Annotated in this window: 17 protein-coding genes; 12 read left to right on the top strand and 5 right to left on the bottom strand. The window is 59.8% G+C overall.

The window, feature by feature from the left end:
- Positions 1-101 precede the first annotated feature (101 nt).
- From recC to J4E42_RS11925, 7 genes are all read left to right on the top strand, one after another.
- Positions 102-3,554, top strand: a complete 3,453-nt coding sequence (recC, locus tag J4E42_RS11955) for an exodeoxyribonuclease V subunit gamma (protein ID WP_207285319.1) — start codon at positions 102-104, stop codon at positions 3,552-3,554.
- On the top strand, positions 3,551-7,243 hold the full coding sequence (recB, locus tag J4E42_RS11950; protein ID WP_207285318.1) for an exodeoxyribonuclease V subunit beta: 3,693 nt from the start codon (positions 3,551-3,553) through the stop codon (positions 7,241-7,243). Before recC ends, recB begins: the two co-directional genes overlap by 4 nt.
- Complete coding sequence (recD, locus tag J4E42_RS11945; protein ID WP_207285317.1) at positions 7,240-9,348, top strand: exodeoxyribonuclease V subunit alpha; 2,109 nt, start codon at positions 7,240-7,242, stop codon at positions 9,346-9,348. The genes recB and recD overlap by 4 nt, the downstream gene beginning before the upstream one ends.
- 120 nt (positions 9,349-9,468) lie before the next feature.
- Positions 9,469-10,044, top strand: a complete 576-nt coding sequence (locus J4E42_RS11940) for a YfiR family protein (protein ID WP_192417458.1) — start codon at positions 9,469-9,471, stop codon at positions 10,042-10,044.
- Positions 10,041-11,309 (top strand): diguanylate cyclase domain-containing protein, encoded by a 1,269-nt coding sequence (locus J4E42_RS11935; RefSeq protein ID WP_192227646.1) that lies wholly within the window; start codon positions 10,041-10,043, stop codon positions 11,307-11,309. The genes J4E42_RS11940 and J4E42_RS11935 overlap by 4 nt, the downstream gene beginning before the upstream one ends.
- On the top strand, positions 11,309-11,809 hold the full coding sequence (locus J4E42_RS11930; RefSeq protein ID WP_207285316.1) for an OmpA family protein: 501 nt from the start codon (positions 11,309-11,311) through the stop codon (positions 11,807-11,809). Before J4E42_RS11935 ends, J4E42_RS11930 begins: the two co-directional genes overlap by 1 nt.
- Before the next feature lie 66 nt (positions 11,810-11,875).
- Positions 11,876-12,589, top strand: coding sequence for a CatB-related O-acetyltransferase (locus tag J4E42_RS11925; RefSeq protein WP_207285315.1), 714 nt, complete (start codon positions 11,876-11,878; stop codon positions 12,587-12,589).
- A 16-nt stretch (positions 12,590-12,605) separates the two neighbouring features.
- Here J4E42_RS11925 and J4E42_RS11920 read toward each other — a convergent pair whose 3' ends face one another.
- A complete protein-coding gene (locus tag J4E42_RS11920) occupies positions 12,606-13,553 on the bottom strand; it encodes a LysR family transcriptional regulator (protein WP_008040813.1) in 948 nt (315 codons plus the stop codon).
- A 149-nt stretch (positions 13,554-13,702) separates the two neighbouring features.
- On the opposite strand from J4E42_RS11920, the gene J4E42_RS11915 reads away from it, so the two are divergent.
- Complete coding sequence (locus tag J4E42_RS11915) at positions 13,703-15,229, top strand: CoA-acylating methylmalonate-semialdehyde dehydrogenase (protein ID WP_008024085.1); 1,527 nt, start codon at positions 13,703-13,705, stop codon at positions 15,227-15,229.
- A 10-nt stretch (positions 15,230-15,239) separates the two neighbouring features.
- On the top strand, positions 15,240-16,127 hold the full coding sequence (gene mmsB, locus J4E42_RS11910) for a 3-hydroxyisobutyrate dehydrogenase (RefSeq protein WP_008040816.1): 888 nt from the start codon (positions 15,240-15,242) through the stop codon (positions 16,125-16,127).
- 100 nt (positions 16,128-16,227) lie between these two features.
- On the opposite strand, the gene J4E42_RS11905 is transcribed toward mmsB, so the two are convergent.
- The 3 genes from J4E42_RS11905 to J4E42_RS11895 form a co-directional block, all read right to left on the bottom strand.
- Positions 16,228-16,572: a cupin domain-containing protein gene (locus J4E42_RS11905; RefSeq protein WP_008024653.1), complete on the bottom strand. Its 345-nt coding sequence runs from the start codon at positions 16,570-16,572 to the stop codon at positions 16,228-16,230.
- Between the two features lie 166 nt (positions 16,573-16,738).
- Entirely contained in the window at positions 16,739-18,142 is a 1,404-nt protein-coding gene (locus J4E42_RS11900; RefSeq protein ID WP_008024654.1) for an amino acid permease, read from the bottom strand.
- A 103-nt stretch (positions 18,143-18,245) separates the two neighbouring features.
- Entirely contained in the window at positions 18,246-19,148 is a 903-nt protein-coding gene (locus J4E42_RS11895; protein ID WP_207285314.1) for a LysR substrate-binding domain-containing protein, read from the bottom strand.
- Positions 19,149-19,356: 208 nt separating this feature from the next.
- On the opposite strand from J4E42_RS11895, the gene J4E42_RS11890 reads away from it, so the two are divergent.
- Complete coding sequence (locus J4E42_RS11890; RefSeq protein WP_207285313.1) at positions 19,357-20,121, top strand: sulfite exporter TauE/SafE family protein; 765 nt, start codon at positions 19,357-19,359, stop codon at positions 20,119-20,121.
- Here the strand turns inward: J4E42_RS11890 and J4E42_RS11885 are convergent.
- Positions 20,111-20,425, bottom strand: a complete 315-nt coding sequence (locus tag J4E42_RS11885) for a putative quinol monooxygenase (protein ID WP_008024657.1) — start codon at positions 20,423-20,425, stop codon at positions 20,111-20,113. The two genes, J4E42_RS11890 and J4E42_RS11885, sit on opposite strands and share 11 nt — an antisense overlap.
- A 162-nt stretch (positions 20,426-20,587) precedes the next feature.
- Here J4E42_RS11885 and J4E42_RS11880 point away from each other — a divergent pair, with 162 nt between their 5' ends.
- Positions 20,588-21,178: an NAD(P)H-dependent oxidoreductase gene (locus J4E42_RS11880; protein ID WP_207285312.1), complete on the top strand. Its 591-nt coding sequence runs from the start codon at positions 20,588-20,590 to the stop codon at positions 21,176-21,178.
- 120 nt (positions 21,179-21,298) lie between these two features.
- Positions 21,299-22,210 (top strand): LysR family transcriptional regulator, encoded by a 912-nt coding sequence (locus tag J4E42_RS11875; protein ID WP_008024659.1) that lies wholly within the window; start codon positions 21,299-21,301, stop codon positions 22,208-22,210.
- Positions 22,211-22,277 lie beyond the last annotated feature (67 nt).

The following is a 22,277-nucleotide window of genomic DNA, read 5'->3' as shown; positions in this document are numbered from 1 at the left end:
GGAAAGTTCGTACAGCATTACCGGACAGCTCCCGGCTGTCACAGTCTCCCGACAATGCTAAGGTTCGGCCCTAGCTTTTGTATTTCTCCAAGGAAGCCTTTATGCCGGACGCGACGTCCCTCAGTGCTGGTTTTATGGTGGTTCACGGTAACCGCCTGGACGAGCTGCGCAGCCTGGTGGTCAGCTGGATGCGGCGATACCCGCTGGCTCCCTTGGAAAATGAAATCGCTCTGGTGCAGAGCAACGGCATCGCCCAGTGGCTAAAGCTGGCACTGGCGGAAGACCCGGAAGAGGACGATATGGGCGGCTGCGGAATCGCCGCAGCCATCGACGTGCAGTTGCCGGGCAGCTTCATGTGGCAGCTCTATCGCATGGTGCTTGGTCGAGATGAAATTCCCGCCAAGTCATTGCTCGATAAGGCCCCGCTGACCTGGCGACTCATGCGGCTGCTTCCGCAGTTGATAGGTCAGCCCCACTTCGAACCTCTGCAACGCTTTCTGACCAATGACACCGATCTGCGCAAACGCTATCAACTGGCTGAGCGGCTGGCAGACCTGTTCGACCAATATCAGGTGTACCGAGCCGACTGGCTTGAAGACTGGGCTGAAGGTCGTCATCAATTACGCAACGGTCGGGGTGAAGCGAAACCCCTGACCCCGGCCAACTGCTGGCAGGCGGAATTGTGGCGTGCGTTGTTGCTGGATGTGGGAGAGCAAGGCATGGCGCAAAGTCGTGCTGGCGTCCATCAACGATTTATCGAGCGCATTAACAACCTCGATGTCGCCCCCGACGGATTACCATCCCGAGTGATCGTTTTCGGGATTTCTTCGCTTCCCGCTCAGGCTCTGGAAGCACTCGCCGGACTGGCCCGTTTCAGCCAGGTTCTGCTTTGCGTGCACAACCCGTGTCGTCACCATTGGGCGGACATCGTCGCTGATAAAGACCTGTTACGGCATCAATACAAACGTCAGGCTCGCAAGAGTGGCATGCCGGTCGTGCTGGATTCCCAAACCCTGCATCAGCATGCACATCCGCTGTTGGCAGCGTGGGGTAAACAAGGGCGGGACTACATTAATCTGCTAGACAGCTATGACGATCCCAACAGCTATCGCTCGGCGTTTCGTGATGGGCGCATTGATCTGTTCAGTGACAGCCAGCCACATAACCTGCTGAACCAGCTGCAGGACGACATCCTCGAATTGCGTCCTCTGAATGAAACGCGCGAACGCTGGCCGGCAGTCGATACAGACGCGGATCAATCGATCCGTTTTCACATTGCCCACAGTGCTCAGCGCGAAGTAGAGATACTCCACGATCAGTTGCTCGCACGCTTCAGTGCTGATCCTGGGTTAAGACCGCGCGACATTATCGTGATGGTTCCGGACATCGACAGTTATGCACCGCATATTCGCGCTGTGTTCGGCCAGCTTGAGCGCCATGACCCACGCTTCATTCCATTCACGCTCGCAGATCAAGGCCAACGCGGTCGTGACCCGTTGCTGATTGCAGTCGAACACCTGCTCAAACTGCCCGACAGTCGCTTCCCCGTCAGTGAGATCCTTGATCTGCTGGACGTTCCAGCGTTGCGCGCTCGCTTCGGTGTAGAGGAACGTGACCTGCCGACCCTGCATCGCTGGATCGAAGGCGCGGGCATCCGCTGGGGCATGAGCGCCGAGCAACGAGCGGGGCTTGGATTGCCGCAGGAACTGGAGCAAAACAGTTGGCGATTCGGCTTGCGGCGGATGTTGCTTGGGTATGCAGTCGGCAGCGCCGGTGCCTGCCAAGGTATCGAGCCCTACGATGAGATTGGTGGTCTGGACGCCGCGCTCATAGGTCCATTAGTGGCGCTCCTGGATGCGCTTGAAATTGCTCACCAGGAACTCACCCGACCTGCGCCGCCCCTGCAATGGGGGATGCGCCTGCAAGCGTTGGTGCAGTTGTTTTTCCAGGCCAGTAATGAGCACGACGACTACTTGCTTGCCCAGCTCGAAGAGTTGCGTGAAACCTGGCTTGAGACCTGTGAGTCTGTCGGTCTGCATGACGAGTTGCCGTTGACCGTAGTTCGTGAAGCCTGGCTCGCCGGTCTCGATCAGGGGCGCTTGTCCCAACGTTTTCTCGCCGGTGCAGTTAACTTCTGTACCCTGATGCCCATGCGCGCGATCCCGTTCAAGCTGGTCTGCCTGCTTGGGATGAATGATGGCGATTATCCGCGTGCGCAACCGCCACTGGACTTCGACCTGATGGGCAGCGATTACCGTCCGGGTGATCGCTCCCGGCGCGAAGATGACCGCTATCTGTTGTTGGAAGCGCTATTGTCAGCGCGTAACCAGCTCTACATCAGTTGGGTTGGCCGCAGCATTCGCGATAACAGCGAGCGCCCGGCTTCTGTGCTGATTGGCCAACTGCGCGACCATCTGGCCAGCGGATGGCGACTGCAAAATGCCGATGAAGACTTGCTTGAGGCAATGACTCAGGAGCACCCGTTACAGCCGTTCAGTGCCCGCTATTTCCACGAAGGCGATGACTTGTTCAGCTACGCCAGCGAATGGCAGGTGCTTCATCATGCTGTTGAGTCGGCAGCCGATAACGGCATCCTCGCCCCCTATGTTCAGGAAGAGCCGCTGAGCCTTGGCCAACTGCAGGACTTTCTGCGCAACCCGGTGCGTCACTTCTTCAGTCAGCGGCTGAAGGTGTTCTTTGAGGCGGCTGAAGTGCCGCTTGCCGATGAGGAGCCATTTGTCCTCGACGCGCTGCAACGCTACAGCCTCAGCGACAGTTTGCTCGACGCCGCGCTGGAGCATCTGGATCAGTCCGATCAGGCTTTGGAGGCGCAAGCCAAACGTCTGCAAAACAGCGGCCTGCTGCCCATGGCCGGCTTTGGCGAATGCCTGCAACGGGAATTGATCGAGCCATTGCCGGATCTGCTGCAGCGTTATCAACAGCTTTTGGCCCTATGGCCGACACCGCTCACCAGCGCTTTACCTGTGAGTCTTGAGCTGCAAGGGCTGCGCCTCGAAGGTTGGCTCAGTGGTCTGCATCAGCGAGCTGACGGTGGTTTGCTGTCGGTCACCACGATTCCCAACAGCATCGGCTCGATCAAGTCTCGCAAATGGCATCGTCTGACACGGTCATGGGTCAATCATCTGGTTGCCAGCGCCAGTGGAATGGCCATGACCACTGCGCTGGTGGCCAGTGACGACAGCCTGCTGCTCGGCCCAATGGAAAAGGATGTTGCATTCCGGACCTTGAGCGACCTGCTGATGGCCTGGCAAGCAGGCATGCGCCAACCTCTACCCATTGCAGTAAAAACCGCGTTTGCCTGGCTGGCCCAGACTGATCCTGCCAAAGCCGACGCCGCTGCTCGCAAGGCCTATGAAGGCGACGGCCTGACCACTGATGGCGAGCGCCGCGAAAGTCCCGCGCTCGCCCGGCAGTTTGCTGACTATGACGCACTGATTGCCGACGAGACCTTCGCCGATTGGTGCAACGCCTTGTACAAGCCAATGCTGGAAGCGCCTTGGCGCTCATTGACCAACGAGGAGCCGCGCTCATGACCAGCCAGACACCGTTGGCCCTGGCGTTCCCGCTGCGCGGCAGTCAACTGATCGAGGCCAGTGCCGGGACCGGCAAGACCTTCACTATTTCCGCGTTATACCTGCGTCTGGTCTTGGGCCACGGAGGGGAATCGAGCGGATTTGGGCGTGAGTTGTTACCGCCGCAAATCCTCGTTGTGACGTTCACCGACGCCGCGACCAAAGAGCTGCGCGAACGTATTCGAACGCGTCTTGCCGAAGCCGCACGATTTTTCCGCGATGAAACACCGGCGCCGGATGCCCTGATTGCAGAGCTGCGTGAACAGTACCTTCCCGAGCAGTGGCCCGGATGCGCAAACCGTCTGGACATCGCTGCTCAGTGGATGGACGAAGCGGCTGTCTCAACCATCCACAGTTGGTGTCAGCGCATGTTGCGCGAGCACGCGTTCGACAGTGGCAGCCTGTTTACCCAGACCCTGGAAACCGATCACAGTGATTTGCTCGGCGAGGTTCTGCGCGATTACTGGCGATTGTTTTGTTACCCGATGCAAGGCGATGCGCTGAATTGGGTGCGCGGTAATTGGGGCGGGCCTGCAGCGCTGTTGCCGCGAGTTCGTAGTTTGTTCGCCAGTGAGCGCCACAGCGCTGAAGGCAAAGAGCCTGTCGAACTGATCACTGAGTGTCTGCAGGAGCGACGGGCTGCGTTGCTCGAACTTAAAATGCCTTGGCGTCAATGGGCGGACGAGTTGCTTGCCATCTGTCATGAGGGCGTCGCGAGTAAAAACGTCGACGGTCGGAAGATGCAGGCACGCTATTTCGAACCCTGGTTCGAAAAGATAAAAGCCTGGGCCGAAGATGAATTGCTTGAGCAGTTGGATATTGGCACCGGCTTCACTCGCCTGACGCCTGATGGCATGGCTGAGGCGTGGAAAAAGGGCGAAGTGCCCAATCACCCGGGACTGGACGCAATGCCTGGCCTCAAGGCCAGTCTCGACAGTTTGCCGACCCCCGATGCGGCAGTCCTGCAACATGCCGCCCAGTGGGTAGGCGCGCGGTTCGAGGAAGAAAAACGTCGCCGCGCGGAAATGGGTTTCGATGACATGCTGCTGCGCCTCGATGCCGCGTTGCAAGCCGAGGGCGGCGAACGTTTGGCAACCCTGATCCGCGAGCAATTTCCGGTAGCGTTGATCGACGAGTTCCAGGATACCGACCCGGTTCAGTACCAGATCTTCGAAAGCATCTATCGTATCGAGGACAACAATCCTGAATGCGGCCTGTTCCTGATCGGCGACCCGAAGCAGGCGATCTACGCCTTCCGTGGTGCCGACATCTATACCTACCTGCGTGCCCGCCAGGCCACCACTGGCCGGCTGCATACCCTGGGCACCAACTTCCGTTCCAGCCATGGCATGGTCGATGCGGTGAACCATGTGTTCGAGCGCGCCGAGTCGCGGGAAGCGGGGCGGGGCGCATTTCTGTTCCGTGAAAAAAGTGGCGAAAATCCGGTGCCGTTCCTGCCGGTCGCCTCCCAGGGCCGCAAAGAAGTTTTGCAGGTTAAGGGTCAGGTTGTACCCGCTCTGAACATCTGGCATCTGCCCGCCGAACAACCATTGTCCGGCGCCGTTTACCGACAGCAATTAGCCGCTGCTTGCGCCAGCGAAATCACCGCTTTGCTCAATGGCGGGCAACAAGGCCTGGCGGGTTTCATCCAGGACGGCAAGGACTTCAAAGGCTTGCTGCCAGCGGATATTGCGATCCTGGTACGTGACGGCAAAGAGGCTCAGGCCGTGCGCGCCGAACTCACGGCCCGGGGCGTGCGCAGCGTGTATCTGTCGGACAAGGACTCGGTGTTCGCCGCACAGGAAGCTCATGACCTGCTGACCTGGCTCAAGGCCTGCGCCGAGCCGGATGTCGAGCGTCCGCTGCGAGCGGCGTTGGCCTGTATCACGCTGAATCTGTCGCTGGCTGAGCTGGAACGCTTGAATCAGGACGAGTTGGCGTGGGAAGCGCGGGTCATGCAGTTCCGCGGTTATCGCGAACTCTGGCGCAAACAGGGTGTGCTGCCGATGCTGCGTCGCTTGCTGCATGACTTCCAGCTACCTCAGGCACTGATTGCGCGAAGCGACGGCGAGCGTGTGCTGACCAACCTGTTGCACTTGTCCGAACTGCTGCAACAGGCGGCCGCCGAACTCGATGGCGAGCAAGCATTGATCCGGCATTTATCCGAACACCTGGCGTTGTCCGGCCAGGCTGGCGAAGAGCAGATACTGCGTCTGGAGAGCGACGAGCAACTGGTCAAGGTCGTGACGATTCACAAGTCCAAGGGGCTTGAGTATCCGCTGGTGTTCCTGCCGTTCGTGTGTTCGGCGAAGCCGGTCGACGGCAGCCGCTTGCCGCTGCATTACCACGACGAGACCGGCAAGGCCCAGGTGACGTTGAAGCCGACACCCGAGTTGATCGCGCTGGCCGATCATGAGCGCCTGGCCGAGGATCTGCGCTTGTTGTATGTGGCCTTGACCCGTGCACAACATGCCTGTTGGCTCGGTGTTACGGACCTCAAGCGCGGCAATAACAACAGCTCGGTGCTGCACCTTTCGGCACTGGGTTATTTGCTGGGCGGTGGTGCGCCATTGACCGAATCGGCGGGGTTGAAGCGTTGGCTTGAAGACTTGCAGCAGGACTGTCCGGCGCTGAACTACAGTGAAATGCCTGAAGAAACCGCCGAGCATTACCACCCGCCGCAAAACGATGCGACATTGCTTGCCCCGCTGATTCCCAAACGCAAGGCCAGCGAAAACTGGTGGATTGCCTCCTACAGCGCCCTGCGCATTGGCGACAGCCTGAGCGTGGGCAGTGACGAAGCACCGGAAAACCCGCAAGCGCAAAAGCTGTTTGACGACGAGCGCCTTGACCCGGAAGCGCCGCGAGAAGTGGTCGCTGGCGGTGCAGATATCCATCGCTTCCCTCGGGGTCCGAACCCCGGCACCTTTCTCCATGGTTTGCTTGAATGGGCCGGTAACGAAGGTTTTGCCGCCACACCACAAGCCGTGGAAGATGCCATTGCCCGTCGCTGCAACCGTCGTGGCTGGGAAGGCTGGATCACCACGCTGAGCGATTGGCTGCAGCACCTGCTCAAGTCCCCGCTGCACATCGGTGCCGGACAGGCGCCAGTGATATTCGAGCAATTGACCCAGTACCGCGTCGAGATGGAATTCTGGTTCGCCAGCCATAAAGTCGATGTGCTCAAACTCGACGAACTGGTCCGCCAATACACCCACAACGGCGTTGCCCGTGTTGCAGCCGAACCGGTGCTGCTCAATGGCATGTTCAAAGGTTTCATCGATCTGACGTTCGAGCATGATGGTCGCTATTACGTCGCCGATTACAAATCCAACTGGCTGGGCGTCGATGACATGGCCTATACCGAGCAAGCCATGGAGCAGTCGATTCTGGACAATCGCTACGACCTGCAATACGTGCTGTACCTGTTGGCCCTGCACCGCCAACTCAAGGCGCGGCTTGCCGATTACGATTACGACCGGCACGTCGGTGGGGCGCTGTATCTGTTCCTGCGTGGCACCCGCGCATCCAGTCAGGGCGTGTATTTCGCCCGTCCGCCAAGAGAACTGATCGAGCGTCTTGACCGGCTGTTCCAGGGCAAGCCAGAACCCAAGGCCGAACCCGCCTGGGAACAGGGAGTACTGCTATGAGTCGCACCTTCGCCGATTTGCTGCCGACGCCATTGGCATCGGAAAGTCTGGCGAGTCTGGCACCGTTGAGTCGCGCCGATGACTTGTTGCTGCTGCTCACCCGTTGGGTAGAGCGGGGCTGGTTGCGAGCGCTGGACAAGGCCTTCGTTGCGTTCTTGCACGAACTCGCTCCCGACGATGACCCTCTGGTGCTGCTGGCTGCGGCATTGACCAGTCACCAATTGGGCCACGGCCATGTCTGCCTGGATCTGATCGAAACCCTGAAAGAGCCTGACTTCGCACTGTCATTGCCCCCTGAAGGTGATCTGCAAAGTGGCGCGATGCTGCTGCCATCACAATTGCTTGAGGCGCTGGACGGCGCCCATTGGTGCAAGGTACTGGCCGCCAGCAATCTGGTCGCATTGGCAGCAGACAGGCGTGAAACGGCTCAACAAAGGCCGTTGGTACTGTCGGGTAAACGCCTTTATCTGCGCCGCTATTGGGCTTACGAGCGGCGTATCGATGACGCCCTGCGTGTGCGTCTGGCCGAACACGAAACCACGCCGAGTGATCTGCCCCAGCGTCTTGTCGGTCTGTTCGGCCAGGCCAAGCCTGGCGAGCTGATCGACTGGCAGAAACTCGCGTGTGCCTTGGCGACCCGCAGTGCCTTCAGCATCGTCACCGGCGGCCCGGGGACGGGCAAGACCACCACGGTCGTGCGCTTGCTGGCATTGCTTCAGGCGCCAGCGGTGGAGGCTGGCAAACCCTTGCGCATCCGTCTCGCCGCCCCCACCGGGAAAGCTGCGGCACGGTTGACGGAGTCCATCAGCCAACAAGTCCGCACGCTGGAAGTCGCTGAAGCCGTGCGAGATAAAATTCCGTCAGACGTTACCACCGTGCACCGTCTGCTCGGCAGTCGGCCCGGTACGCGACATTTCCGGCACCACGCCGGTAACCGTTTGCCGCTGGATGTGCTGGTGGTGGATGAAGCTTCGATGATCGACCTGGAGATGATGGCCAATCTTCTCGACGCGATGCCGGCCCATGCACGACTGATTCTGCTGGGTGACAAGGACCAACTGGCCTCGGTGGAGGCCGGCGCTGTGCTGGGTGATCTGTGCCGCGACGCCGAGGCCGGTTGGTATAGCCCGCAGACGCGTCAGTGGCTGGAAACGGTCAGTGGTGAAAACCTCGCAGCCAGTGGTTTGCATGAAGACACTCAGGGGACTCATCCGCTGGCCCAGCAAGTGGTAATGCTGCGTCACTCGCGCCGGTTCGGCGAGGGAAGCGGCATTGGCCAACTGGCGCGCTGGGTCAACCGGCAACAACCCGAAGAGGCTCGGCAGCTTCTGGCGACTGGAAGCCACAGCGATGTATTTTCCCTGCCCCTCAAGGGTGAACAGGACCGGGCGCTGGAGCGCCTATTGCTCGAAGGCCATGGTGATGGGCCGCAAGGCTACCGGCATTACCTCAGCCTGCTGCGCCACCTGCGGCCATCGCCCGACAGCTCGCTTGAGGATTCACGCTGGACCGATTGGGCACGCCAGGTGCTGCAAGCCTTTGACGCCTTCCAGTTGTTGTGTGCCGTTCGCAAAGGGCCGTGGGGTGTGGAAGGTTTGAATCAGCGCGTGACCGATGCGTTGCTCAAGGCCCGATTGATCGACAGCAATCAGCAGTGGTACGAAGGCCGGCCGGTGCTGATGACCCGTAACGACTATGGCTTGGGTTTGATGAACGGCGACATCGGCATTGCCCTCAAGTTGCCGGAGCGCGATGGTCCCGAGGCGGGTCGTCAGGTATTGCGCGTGGCCTTCCCGCGCAATGATGGCCAGGGTGGCGTGCGTTTTGTCCTGCCGAGCCGGCTCAATGATGTCGAAACCGTGTACGCCATGACCGTACACAAATCCCAGGGCTCCGAGTTTGCCCATACGGCGTTGATTTTGCCGGACGCCCTGAACCCGGTTCTGACCAAGGAGCTGATCTATACCGGCATTACCAGGGCCAAGGACTGGTTCACATTGATCGAGCCACGTGCCGGAGTGTTTGAAGAGGCGGTGCGACGCAAGGTCAAGCGGTTGAGCGGGTTGATGCTGGAGTTGGAAGAGGCCGTCGAGCCGAGGCAATAAATGGCGGCGGCACCGGACGCCGGAAACTGTCCGAAGTGCCGTCGTACGTGGCCTCGCTGGTGTTTCAGCGCTGTGCTATCGTTGCGGCACCCTCCCGTTACGACCGAAGAGAATCCCTGCATGAAGGTGGCTGTCTGGATGACAGAGTGCGTTGCTGGCTGCAAGCAGGCCGTACTTGCAGGCTTTCTCTGTTTGCTGAGCGGCTTCGTTTTCGCTCAAACGCAAACGCCACCAGGCATGGCCGACCAGCGCGCCAAATCGGTCACGCAGGTTGTACTTGGGATACTCAGCTATGCCCGCTGGCCAGTTGAGCCCGCACAACTTCGTTTGTGCATCGTCGGCCCTACCGAATACACCGACGACCTGGTCAAGGGCACCACCCAGGCCACTGGCCGACCCGTTACCGTGCGCCGCCTGCTGGCCGACAACCCATCCATTGTCAGTGAGTGCGACGCGGTGTACATCGGCAAACTGACCAGCGAAGAGCGCAGCCGGTTGTTCGCTTCGCTGAGTGGGCATCCGGTGTTGAGCATCAGCGAAAGCGACGATCAATGTACCGTCGGCAGTCTGTTCTGTTTGCGTGTCGGCGATGAACAAGTGTCCTTTGAGGTCAACCTCGATTCCGTCGCCCGTAGCGGCGTGCGAATTCACCCAAGTGTGCTGCAACTGTCCCGCCGCAAACCGGCGGCGCCATGAGTCTATTCAAGCCGGGCAGTCGTCCGACCTTGCGTTCGGTCATTGGCCGCGGTCATTTGATCGTCGCGCTGGTCGGCGTGGCCATGGCCAGCATCTCGCTGACGCTGCTCGGCGTCCTGGCGTTGCGGGTCTATGCCGACCACAACCTGCATTTGATTGCGCGCTCCATCAACTACACCGTGGAAGCGGCGGTGGTGTTCAACGACAAAGCCGCCGCCACTGAAGCGCTGGCACTGATCGCCTCCACCGAAGAAGTGGCGGATGCCCAAGTGCTGGACTTGCAAGGCAAGTTGTTGGCGCGTTGGCAGCGACCGGAAACCGGATTGTTCTCTGATCTCGAAATGCAGATGGCCAAAGCCTTTCTGGAAGAGCCCATCAGCATGCCGATCATCCATCAAGGTCAGGAAATCGGCAGCACTCTGCTGATCGGCCACGGCGGCAGCCTGATGCGCTTCTTGCTCAGCGGTCTGATGGGCATCGTTCTGTGCACCGCCGCCAGTGCCTGGGTAGCGCTTTATCTGGCTCGCCGACAACTGAGCGGGATCACCGGTCCGCTGCGCAGTCTGGCGTTCGTGGCGCACGCTGCGCGCAGCGAACGAGCCTTCGACCAGCGTGTGCCGCCCGCCGACATCGCCGAACTCGATAACCTGGGCAATGACTTCAATGCCCTGCTCGATGAACTCGAATCCTGGCAAACCCACCTGCAAAGCGAGAATGAAACCCTCGCCCACCAGGCCAGTCATGACAGCCTCACCGGGTTGCCGAACCGGGCGTTTTTCGAAGGACGATTGATTCGTGCACTACGCAACGCCAACAAGCTCAACGAGCGGGTAGCGGTGCTGTTTCTCGACAGTGACCGGTTCAAGGAAATCAACGACACCTTCGGTCATGCCGCTGGCGATGCAGTGTTGGTCGCAGTCGCCAATCGGGTTCGCGCGCAACTGCGCGAAGAGGATCTGGTGGCGCGTCTTGGGGGGGACGAGTTTGCTGTCCTGCTGACACCGCTGCACAAGACCGAAGACGCCGAGCGGATTGCCGATAAAATCATTGCCAGCATGGAAGTGCCGATCCCGTTGCCGGGTCATACTCAGGTTTTGACTTCTCTGAGCATCGGCATTGCCGTGTACCCGGATCATGGTGCTACACCGGGTGCCCTGCTCAATGCTGCCGATGCGGCCATGTACCAGGCCAAACGCTTTTCCAGAGGTGCACAGCACACGTCAGGGTCGGAGCACCCTGTCGCCGATGTTCAAACCAGGAGCTAATGTTCGTGTTCTCATTCAATCTGCGATTTCTTGCGATCCCCTTGTTCATGGCTTTGCTGGCACTGACCGGTTGCCAGACGGCACCACAAAAAGGTTTGAGTCCGGCACAGGTTGCAGTGCTGCAACAGCAAGGTTTCGAGTTGACCGACGAGGGCTGGGCGTTTGGCTTGTCCGGCAAAGTGTTGTTTGGCAGTGATGTCGAAAGCCTGAATCCGCAGAGCACCGAGATCGTCGAGCGCATTGGCAAGGCGTTGCTGGGTGTCGGGATCGATCGGGTGCGGGTTGATGGTCACACCGATGCGTCGGGCAAAGAGACCTACAACGAACAGCTGTCGTTGCGCCGCGCGAACAGCGTCGGCAAGGTCCTGACCGCGGTCGGCATGAAAGAACAGAATATCCAGCTAAAGGGCTTTGGCAGCAGTGAGCCGGTAGCCTCCAACGATAACGCGGCCGGTCGAACCGAAAACCGCCGGGTGTCGATTGTGGTAAGCGCCGATTGATCGGCTGACCCTCTTTTTAACTATTCTTTTTGGGGGAATACATACCCCCGTAGATGAACGGAACACATGGAAAAAATAATAAATTACTGCCGCAACCACTTCTGGAAAAAATGGCTTCGCCAGCATAAATGCAAGATCGCTGGCGGGGTGTCATCGCTTAACGCCAAAACCACGTTGCTGGTGGAAGAGAATGTTTCGCTCGGTCACGTGGTGGTCGGCACCAAACGGTTGAGCATTGGTGCCCACACTTACATTCGAAGTGGCTGCGTGCTGTCCGCGGTGTCCTCGATAGGACGGTTTTGTTCGATTGGAAATGACTGCTACATCGGACAAGACAAAAATACCCACCCGTCCGACTGGGTCAGTTCGCACCCCTTCCAATTTACCCGTACAAAACTGTCCTTCGAACCAGAGATCGTTGATGTAACGATCGGCGACGACGTCTGGATCGGACATGGCGCCATGATCATGGAAGGTGTCACGGTGGGCACGGGTGCCATCATCGCCACCCGCGCACTGGTTGCCCACGATGTGCCGCCCTATGCAGTAGTCGCCGGGATTCCGGCGAAGGTCATCAAGTATCGGCACCCGCCAGAGGTTGTGGCGCAGTTGCTTGAGAGCAAATGGTGGGAATGTAGTGTCGATTTTCTTCTGAGCTTGCGTTTGGACGATCCCCGTACTTCTCTGCCAATGATTATCGAGTCACACAAGGCCAACCGGGTTGTTTACAAGCGGCTGGAAGTCACCCGCAAGGGCTGCCAATTGGCTAGCCCACTTTGAACATCTGCTCAGCCGCTCAGTCTGCAAACCGAAGATCCCGCGTCTCGCCCAGTAACAACGGGCCATTCAGTTCAGTGACCTCCCTGATGTAATCCCACAACAGGGTGATCCGCTTGAGCTTGCGCAGGTCTTCGCGGCAGTACATCCAGAACTGCCGGGTGATGTTGATTTCCTCCGGCAGCACCGGCAGCAACCGCGGATCCTGAGCCGCGAGGAAACACGGCAGAATCGCCAGCGAACGCCCTTGCTGCGCTGCCACGAACTGCGCAATTACGCTGGTGCTGCGCAAGTTGGCGCTGGCGCCGGGCAGCACGTTCGCCAGGTACAACAGCTCCGAGCTGAAGGCCAGGTCGTCGACATAACTGATAAATGAATGCTTGCCCAAGTCTGTCGGGCGGCGGATCGGTGGGTGTTTGTCCAGATAGTCCTGGGTCGCGTAAAGCTGCAACCGGTAGTCGCAGAGTTTGCAGCAGACGTACGGGCCATGCTCCGGGCGCTCCAGGGCGATGACGATGTCCGCCTCGCGTTTGGACAGGCTGATGAAATGCGGCAGCGGCAGAATGTCCACCGAGATCGCCGGGTAGGCGTCGACGAAATGGCTCAGCTGCGGGGTGATGAAAAAGCTGCCAAACCCTTCGGTGCAACCCATCCGCACATGACCGGACAACGCCACGCCGGAACCGGAAACCTGTTCGCACGCCATGTGCAGCGTGCTCTCGATCGACTCGGCGTAACCCAGTAAACGCTGACCCTCAGCGGTCAGGACAAAACCGCTGGTCCGGGATTTTTCGAACAGCAACGTGCCCAATGCCGCTTCCAGCGAACTGATGCGCCGCGACACGGTGGTGTAATCCACCGCCAGGCGCTTGGCCGCGGTGCTGGCCTTGCGGGTGCGGGCCACTTCGAGGAAAAACTTGAGGTCATCCCAGTTCAGCGAACCTAAAGACGTGATGTTTTTTTGCATGATGGACCGGCTTTTATGTGCGTTCTTATTAGAAGTTTGCACATCTATACTCCAAAAACAGTCCGACAACCAATTCGCGACACACGCCTCATCTCAAGGCGACTTATCCGCCTTGGCTCCCTGCATAACAACAAGTCCAGGAGACCAGCATGAACGCATCGCTCACGCCCAACGAAACCACTGTCCAGAACGTCAAACTGTTGATCGACGGCGAGTGGGTTGAGTCCCAGACCACTGAGTGGCACGACATCGTCAACCCGGCGACTCAGCAAGTACTGGCCAAGGTTCCGTTTGCCACCGCCTCGGAAGTCGACGCCGCGATCAGCGCCGCCCATCGCGCCTTCCAGACCTGGAAGCTGACGCCGATCGGCGCCCGCATGCGCATCATGCTCAAGCTCCAGGCGTTGATCCGCGAACACTCCAAGCGCATCGCCGTGGTGCTCAGCAACGAGCAGGGCAAAACCATTGCCGACGCTGAAGGCGATATTTTCCGAGGCCTGGAAGTCGTCGAACACGCGTGCTCCATCGGCAGCCTGCAAATGGGCGAGTTCGCCGAGAACGTCGCGGGCGGCGTCGATACCTACACCCTGCGCCAGCCAATCGGTGTTTGCGCCGGTATCACCCCGTTCAACTTCCCTGCGATGATTCCGTTGTGGATGTTCCCGATGGCCATCGCCTGCGGCAACACCTTCGTGCTCAAACCGTCCGAACAGGACCCGATGTCGACCATGCTGCTGGTGGAACTGGCGATTGAAGCAGGCGTTCCGGCGGGCGTGCTCAACGTGGTTCACGGCGGCAAGGACGTGGTGGACGCGCTCTGCACCCACAAAGACATCAAGGCGGTTTCCTTCGTCGGTTCGACTGCCGTCGGTACTCACGTTTATGACCTGGCCGGTAAGCACGGCAAGCGCGTGCAATCGATGATGGGCGCTAAAAACCACGCCGTGGTGCTGCCGGATGCCAACCGCGAACAAGCGCTGAATGCGCTGGTCGGTGCCGGTTTCGGTGCGGCCGGTCAACGCTGCATGGCAACGTCGGTGGTGGTGTTGGTCGGCGCGGCCAAGCAATGGCTGCCGGACCTGAAAGCGCTGGCGCAGAAACTCAAGGTCAACGCTGGCAGCGAGCCGGGCACGGACGTTGGTCCGGTGATCTCCAAGCGTGCCAAAGCGCGGATTCTGGATCTGATCGAAAGCGGCATCAAGGAAGGCGCCAAGCTTGAGCTGGATGGCCGTGACATCACGGTTCCCGGCTACGAGAAGGGCAACTTTGTCGGTCCGACCCTGTTCTCTGGCGTGACCCCCGAGATGCAGATCTACACCCAGGAAATCTTCGGCCCGGTACTGGTGGTGCTGGAAGTGAATACGCTCGACGAGGCCATCGCCCTGGTCAACGCCAACCCGTTCGGCAACGGCACGGGTCTGTTCACCCAAAGCGGTGCGGCAGCGCGCAAATTCCAGAACGAAATCGACGTGGGTCAGGTCGGCATCAACATTCCGATTCCGGTGCCGGTCCCGTTCTTCAGCTTCACCGGTTCGCGCGGTTCCAAGCTCGGTGACCTCGGCCCGTATGGCAAGCAAGTGGTGCAGTTCTACACTCAGACCAAGACCGTCACCAGTCGCTGGTTCGATGACGACAGCGTCAACGACGGTGTGAACACCACCATCAACTTGCGTTAAGGAGCCGGACATGAAAATCGCTTTTATCGGTCTCGGCAACATGGGCGCGCCGATGGCGCGCAACCTGATCAAGGCCGGCCACGCGCTGCGACTGGTTGATTTGAACAAAACCGTTCTGGCCGAACTGGAGCAACTGGGCGGCAGCATCAGCGCGACGGCTCGTGAAGCGGCTCAAGGCGCAGAACTGGTGATCACCATGCTGCCCGCCGCTGTGCATGTGCGCAGCGTGTGGCTGGGTGAAGACGGCGTGCTGGCGGGGATTGCCAAAGGCGTGCCGGCCGTGGATTGCAGCACCATCGACCCGCAAACCGCGCGTGATGTGGCGGCGGCCGCTGCCAAGCAAGGCGTGGCCATGGCCGACGCGCCGGTGTCGGGTGGCACTGGCGGAGCAGCGGCCGGGACCCTGACCTTCATGGTCGGCGCCACGCCTGAACTGTTCGCCACCCTGCAACCGGTGCTGGCGCAGATGGGGCGCAACATCGTCCATTGTGGCGAGGTCGGCACCGGGCAAATCGCCAAGATCTGCAACAACCTGCTGCTGGCGATCTCCATGGTTGGTGTCAGCGAGGCCATGGCGCTGGGTGATGCACTGGGGATCGACACTGGCGTGCTGGCCGGGATCATCAACAGTTCCACGGGACGTTGCTGGAGTTCGGAGATGTACAACCCGTGGCCGGGCATCGTCGAAACGGCGCCTGCGTCGCGAGGTTATACCGGTGGTTTTGGTGCCGAGCTGATGCTCAAGGATCTGGGACTTGCCACGGAAGCGGCACGTCAGGCGCACCAACCGGTGGTGCTTGGTGCGGTGGCCCAGCAGTTGTATCAGGCGATGAGTCAGCGTGGGGAAGGGGGTAAAGACTTCTCGGCGATCATCAACAGCTATCGCAAACCGCAATAACGACCTGCTTCAACCTGTGGGAGCGAGCCGGCTCCTACAGGTGTGTGCGCATCGACATTTACCGGGAAATCACGTCGGGTGATCTCCCGGTTTTTTTGCATCAGGCAAACACGAAATACTTGCGCACGGTTTCAACCACTTCCCACGTGCCTTTCATCCCCGGCTCGATGACGAAAATATCACCGGCACGCAGATGGATCGGCTCTTTTCCTTCCGGGGTGATGATGCAGTAACCCTCGCGGAAATCGCAGTATTCCCACTTCACGTATTCCACATACCACTTGCCCGGCGTGCAGATCCAGGTGCCCATGATCTTGCTGCCGTCTTCGCTGGTGTAGGCGTTGAGGTTGACGGTGTGCGGATCGCCTTCGAGTTTTTCCCATTTGCAGGCGTCGAGCACTGGCAGCGGGTGGGTGTCGCGAAGAACGGTAATCGGTGCGGACATGATGACTCCGAGCGTGATGGAGAACTGAAGTCGCACCCTATCGGGCTTGGTGCGGCGTCAGTTGTCTGTGCTCGACATCGAGGTATCCAGAAACGCTGGATTCACTGCGCTCGCCATAAAAAACGCCCCGGTATTCATCGAATGCCGGGGCGTTTTTTTTACGCGATTACTGAGTCACTGACAGCTTTCGGTGCCTGGCCATGCGCAACCGATAGCAACCGTAGATGAGCAACACCCACACCGGCATGGCGTACACCGAGGCGCGCACCGGCGGGATCATCCAGATAACGCAGATGATCACGGCCATGAACGCCAGGCACAGGTAGTTGGTGTACGGCGACCAGAAAGCCTTGAAGCCTGGCACGATGCCGCGCTGGACCATGGCCTTGCGGAACTTCAAATGCGTGAGGCTGATCAGTGCCCAGTTGATCATCAAGGACGCGACCACCAGGGCAAACAACAACTCAAGCGCTTCGTGCGGCGCGACGTAGTTGACCAGCACCGCCAGCATCGTGATCAACGCCGAAACGCCCAGTGCCAGCAACGGAACGCCTTGCTTGTTCAACTTCATCAGCACTTTGGGCGCGTCGCCTTGTTCGGCCAGGCCGTAGAGCATGCGGCTGTTGCAGTACACACCGCTGTTGTAGACCGAGAGCGCGGCGGTGAGCACCACGAAGTTGAGGATCTGCGCGGCGGTGTCGCTGCCGATCAGGGCGAAAATCTGCACGAACGGACTGCCGCTGTAGGCATCGCCCGAAGCGCCCAGTGTCTGCAACAGTTGGTCCCATGGATACAGCGACAGCAACACGGTGAGTGCGCCGACGTAGAAGATCAGCACCCGATAAACCACCTGGTTGATGGCCTTGGGAATGACCTTGCGCGGTTCGCTGGCTTCAGCGGCGGTGATGCCGACCAGTTCCAGGCCGCCGAAGGAGAACATGATGAACGCCATCGCCATCAGCAAACCGTTGGTGCCATTGGGGAAGAAACCGCCGTGGCTCCACAGGTTGCTTACCGATGCTTGCGGGCCGCCGGTGCCGCTGAACAGCATGTAGCAGCCCAGGAGGATCATGCCGATGATGGCCACGACCTTGATGATCGCGAACCAGAACTCCATCTCGCCGAACACTTTGACGTTCAGCGTATTGATCAGGTTGACCAGCACAAAGAACACCGCTGCGCTGACCCAGGTCGGCACCTCCGGCCACCAGAACTGCACGTACTTGCCGACGGCTGTCAGCTCGGCCATGCCCACCAGCACATACAGGACCCAGTAGTTCCAGCCGGACAGGAAACCGGCAAAGCCGCCCCAGTAGTTGTGCGCGAAGTGGCTGAACGAGCCGGCCACGGGTTCCTCGACAATCATTTCGCCCAGTTGGCGCATGATCAGGAACGCGATGAAACCGGCAATCGCATAGCCGAGGATCATCGACGGACCGGCGGACTTGAGCACTCCGGCGGAGCCCAGGAACAGCCCCGTACCAATGGCGCCGCCCAATGCGATCAGTTGAATGTGCCGATTTTTCAACCCCCGCTTGAGCGTTGCCTGTTGCAAGATTTCATCCGCCATCTGGTTCCCTTTTGGTTGTTGTGGCCAGGCTTGATTTGAAAGGGCAGATATTACTCTTCGCAGCCTTCGTCATACAGGTGCCTGTTGGGCCAAACACTGGTTTTCAAAGGCTCCCGGCCCGGTTTGCAGCGCACAACGCGTCGAGCAAGGCTCTGGCGTAACCGGGCAGGCCGGCGAACGAGCGGGCGCACAGCAGCAGTTTGCGCTGCGCCCAGGTTTCCTGCAGGGCAACGTGCTTGAACGGTTGATCGACGGCCCGGCGCTCAATCGCCGCCAGCGGCACAATCGCCAGCCCGGCGCCGCGAGCGACCATGCGAATCACCCCGTCGAAGCCTTCCGCCCGGATGCGGATCTGCATGCGCACGCCCGCGTGCAGCGCCTGTTCTTCTAGGTACACCGCCAATGCACTGTTGGCGCTCAGGCCGACGTAATCGTGATGCAGCGTCTCGCTGAAGCTCGGTGTTGCGCCGTCAGCCAATGGATGCCCGGGCGGCATGATCAGCACCAGCGGATCGTCGCGAAAGGGTAGGGTTTCGAGGGCGTGGGTGTCGACGGCGTCGGAGACGATGCCAAGGTCCGCCGCACCCTGATGCAGTGCATGGACGATGCGCAGGCTCGGCAATTCCTGCAGATCAATGTCGAGGTTGGGATGGCGGCAGAGGAAGTCCGCCAGCACTTCCGGCAGGTACTCGGTGATTGCCGTGGTGTTGCATAACAAACGCACCTGACCTTTGACGCCTTTGGCGTATTCGGCCAGGTCCTGCTGCATGCGGTCGGCGTGTTGCAGTAGTAGTCGGGCGTGTTGCGCGAGGGCTTTTCCGGCGGGCGTGGGGGTGACGCCGCGACGACCGCGTTCCAGAAAGTCGATGCCGAGCGAAGCCTCCATCGCGCGGATTCGCGCGCTCGCCGCCGCCAGGGATAAATGGCTGCGCACGGCGCCGGCGGTGATGTTGCCGGTGTCGAGGATATTCAGGTAAAGGCGCAGGTCGGTGAGGTCGAAGTGCATGGGTACAGCCTCGGGAGGTGTGTTGACTGGGCAGCCGCCTTCGCGGGCAAGCCTCGCTCCTACACGATTTGCGCAACCCCTGTAGGAGCGAGGCTTGCCCGCGAAGGCGTCAGCAGCAACAACGAAATCATCAGCCTCTATCAAGACAAGAGACACCCTCAGTATATGGCGAATTTTCACACGGCCAATCCAGGCGCAGGATCAGCCCATGAATACACCCGCCACGTTCTACCAAAACCTTGGCCTGGCCCTTTCTCTGCTGGTCATCGCCACCTTCCTCCTGGCCGGCATGATCAAAGGCGTGATCGGCCTAGGCCTGCCAACCATCGCCATGGGGCTGCTCGGTCTGGCTATGGCGCCGTCGCAGGCTGCCGCGCTGCTGATCATTCCGGCGACCCTGACCAACGTCTGGCAACTGGCATTCGGCGGGCATTTGCATGGGTTGGTCAGGCGGCTGTGGCCGATGCTGCTGGCAATCTTCATCGGCACCGGTGCTGGGACGGTTTGGATTGGCATGGCGGGTGGTCATTGGGTGGTGCGGGGGTTGGGCGCGGCATTGCTGCTCTATGCGTTGAGCGGTTTGTTCCTGCCGACCTTGCGCGTCAGCCGTCAGACCGAGCGCTGGCTCGGTCCACTGTGCGGCGTGCTGACCGGCGTCATCACTTCCGCCACCGGCGTCTTCGTGATTCCGGCGGTGCCGTATCTGCAAGCACTGGGTTTGAACAAGGATGAGCTGGTGCAGGCGCTGGGCCTGTCGTTCACCGTATCGACCCTCGCCCTCGCTGCCGGCCTGTTGTGGCGCGGGGCGCTGGGCGGTGGCGAATTGAGCGCGTCATTGCTGGCGCTGATCCCGGCGGTGCTCGGCATGTTGCTCGGGCAATGGCTGCGCCAGCGGATCAGCGCCGTGCTGTTCAAACGCGTGTTCTTCATCGGCCTCGGTGTGCTCGGCGGCCACTTGCTGATCAGCGGGTAGCGGACGACGGGCTGAGCATCTCGATGGCACGGATATCGAAATCCTGTTCCAGGAATTCGTCGCGCTGTTCGAGGAACTGCTTCATGTGCGGCAGGTTCGAGTGCACGTCGAGGTGCGCCTGGGATTGCCAGATCTCGAAGAAGATAAACAGTGTTGGGTCCTGTTTGTCGCGCAGCATGTGGTATTCGATGCAGCCTGGCTCGGCACGACTCGCTTCGACATAACCGCGGAAGAACGCTTCGAAGGCGTCGGATTTTTCCGGGCGGGTTTTGGCGTGCAGGATGAAGCCTTGTATTTCACTCATCAGGAGTCTCCTCAAAGTCAGAATCGGCGCCAGTTTATGGCAACAATCGCCTGTTGATTCGTGCGTATAGGTCAAATGAATTTTGCGAATTCAGGACTTATTCCGCGCGAGGCCGGTCGCTAACCTGCCGCCATCCACTTTCTGACCCTTCCGAGATTCCTCATGAAAAAAGTCCTGTTGCTCAATGGCGGCAAAAAGTTTGCGCACTCCGATGGCCGCTACAACACCACCCTGCATGAAGCTGCGTTGAGCGTGCTGGATCGTGGCGGCGTTGACATGAAAACCACGTTCATCGACGAGGGCTATGACGTCGCTGAAGAAGTTGCCAAATTCCTCTGGGCCGACGTGATCATTTATCAAATGCCGGGCTGGTGGATGGGCGCGCCGTGGACGGTGAAAAAGTACATCGACGAAGTCTTCACCGAAGGCTACGGCAGCCTCTACGCCAGTGACGGCCGCACCCGTTCCGATGCTTCGCAAAAGTACGGCAGCGGTGGTTTGGTGCAGGGCAAGCAATACATGTTGTCGCTGACCTGGAACGCGCCGCAGCAAGCTTTCGACGACCCGACCGACTTCTTCGAAGGCAAGGGCGTGGACGCGGTGTACTTCCCGTTCCACAAGGCCAACGAATTCCTCGGCATGACCGGTTTGCCGACATTCCTGGCGGTTGACGTGATGAAGCGCCCGAACATCGAAAGTGATGTGGCGCGCTATGAGCAGCACCTGACCAAGGTGTTCGGCCTGAAAGCATAAGGTTCGGCTACTATCGTCATCTGGAATCCGAACCTGTAGGAGCCGGCTTGCCGGCGATAGCAATCCTGAGGACGCCATCGCCAGCAAGCTGGCTCCTACACAAAGCGATAGGGAACACAGGTGAAAGCCAGATCCGATGAGTTGCAGATTTTCGTCTGCGTGATTGAGTGCGGATCGATTTCCGCTGCGGCCGAACAGGTCGGGCAGACGCCTTCGGCGGTCAGCCGCACGTTGTCGCGGCTGGAGGCCAAGCTCGATACCACGCTGATCAACCGCACCACGCGGCGCATGGACCTGACGGAGGAGGGCAAGTATTTCTTCGAGCACGCCAAACTGATTCTCGATCAGATGGAGGAACTTGAAGAACGCCTCAGTTCACGTCAGCAAACCCCGTCCGGGCGTCTGCGGATCAACGCCGCCTCGCCGTTCATGCTGCACGCCATCGTGCCGTACATCGACGAGTTCCGCCGGCTCTACCCGGACATCCAGCTCGAACTCAACAGCAACGACCTGATCATCGACCTGCTCGAACAAAGCACCGACATCGCCATCCGCATCGGCACGCTGGCCGACTCGACCCTGCATGCCCGCTCGCTGGGTTGCAGCCCGCTGCACATCGTCGCCAGCCCGGCTTACCTTGAGCAACACGGCACACCGCTGGTGGTCGAGGACCTGAGCGGGCATGCGCTGTTGGGCTTCACCCACAATGAAGGCCTCAACCAATGGCCGCTGCGTTATGTGCATGGCGATCGCTGGCCGATTCAGGCGTCCATCAGCGCGTCCAGCGGCGAGACGATCAGGCACCTGGCGCTGGAAGGTCAGGGCATTGCCAGCCTGTCGCATTTCATGACCATCGAAGACATCCGTGCCGGGCGCCTGAAAGTGCTGCTGGCGGATTTCAACAGCGGTTATCGCCAGCCGATCAACGCGGTCTATTACCGCAACTCGCAGCTGGCCCTGCGGATTCAGTGCTTCCTGGACTTTATCCAGGGCAAATTGGCGGTGTACGCGAATGCGGATTTCGAAGGTTGATTCATGACTCCTGCGCAAGAGTGAATTGGGTCAACGGGGATTTTTCAGTCGTGATGACTGCTTGATA

Origin of the sequence: Pseudomonas sp. FW300-N2A2 (assembly GCF_017351735.1) — a bacterium.
Classification (GTDB): domain Bacteria; phylum Pseudomonadota; class Gammaproteobacteria; order Pseudomonadales; family Pseudomonadaceae; genus Aquipseudomonas; species Aquipseudomonas migulae.
Note: the sequence above shows the minus strand (reverse complement) of the source record. Positions and strands in the feature narration are given on the sequence as shown.

Bases quoted from the DNA above. Each gene is read 5' to 3' on its own strand.
- recC (WP_207285319.1), top strand. From the start codon at position 102: ATGCCGGACGCGACGTCCCTCAGTGCTGGTTTTATGGTGGTTCACGGT.
- J4E42_RS11925 (WP_207285315.1), top strand. From the start codon at position 11,876: ATGGAAAAAATAATAAATTACTGCCGCAACCACTTCTGGAAAAAATGG.
- J4E42_RS11895 (WP_207285314.1), bottom strand. From the start codon at position 19,148: ATGCACTTCGACCTCACCGACCTGCGCCTTTACCTGAATATCCTCGAC.
- J4E42_RS11905 (WP_008024653.1), bottom strand. From the start codon at position 16,572: ATGTCCGCACCGATTACCGTTCTTCGCGACACCCACCCGCTGCCAGTG.
- mmsB (WP_008040816.1), top strand. From the start codon at position 15,240: ATGAAAATCGCTTTTATCGGTCTCGGCAACATGGGCGCGCCGATGGCG.
- J4E42_RS11880 (WP_207285312.1), top strand. From the start codon at position 20,588: ATGAAAAAAGTCCTGTTGCTCAATGGCGGCAAAAAGTTTGCGCACTCC.
- J4E42_RS11915 (WP_008024085.1), top strand. From the start codon at position 13,703: ATGAACGCATCGCTCACGCCCAACGAAACCACTGTCCAGAACGTCAAA.
- recB (WP_207285318.1), top strand. From the start codon at position 3,551: ATGACCAGCCAGACACCGTTGGCCCTGGCGTTCCCGCTGCGCGGCAGT.
- recD (WP_207285317.1), top strand. From the start codon at position 7,240: ATGAGTCGCACCTTCGCCGATTTGCTGCCGACGCCATTGGCATCGGAA.
- J4E42_RS11885 (WP_008024657.1), bottom strand. From the start codon at position 20,425: ATGAGTGAAATACAAGGCTTCATCCTGCACGCCAAAACCCGCCCGGAA.
- J4E42_RS11900 (WP_008024654.1), bottom strand. From the start codon at position 18,142: ATGGCGGATGAAATCTTGCAACAGGCAACGCTCAAGCGGGGGTTGAAA.
- J4E42_RS11935 (WP_192227646.1), top strand. From the start codon at position 10,041: ATGAGTCTATTCAAGCCGGGCAGTCGTCCGACCTTGCGTTCGGTCATT.
- J4E42_RS11890 (WP_207285313.1), top strand. From the start codon at position 19,357: ATGAATACACCCGCCACGTTCTACCAAAACCTTGGCCTGGCCCTTTCT.
- J4E42_RS11930 (WP_207285316.1), top strand. From the start codon at position 11,309: ATGTTCGTGTTCTCATTCAATCTGCGATTTCTTGCGATCCCCTTGTTC.
- J4E42_RS11920 (WP_008040813.1), bottom strand. From the start codon at position 13,553: ATGCAAAAAAACATCACGTCTTTAGGTTCGCTGAACTGGGATGACCTC.
- J4E42_RS11940 (WP_192417458.1), top strand. From the start codon at position 9,469: ATGAAGGTGGCTGTCTGGATGACAGAGTGCGTTGCTGGCTGCAAGCAG.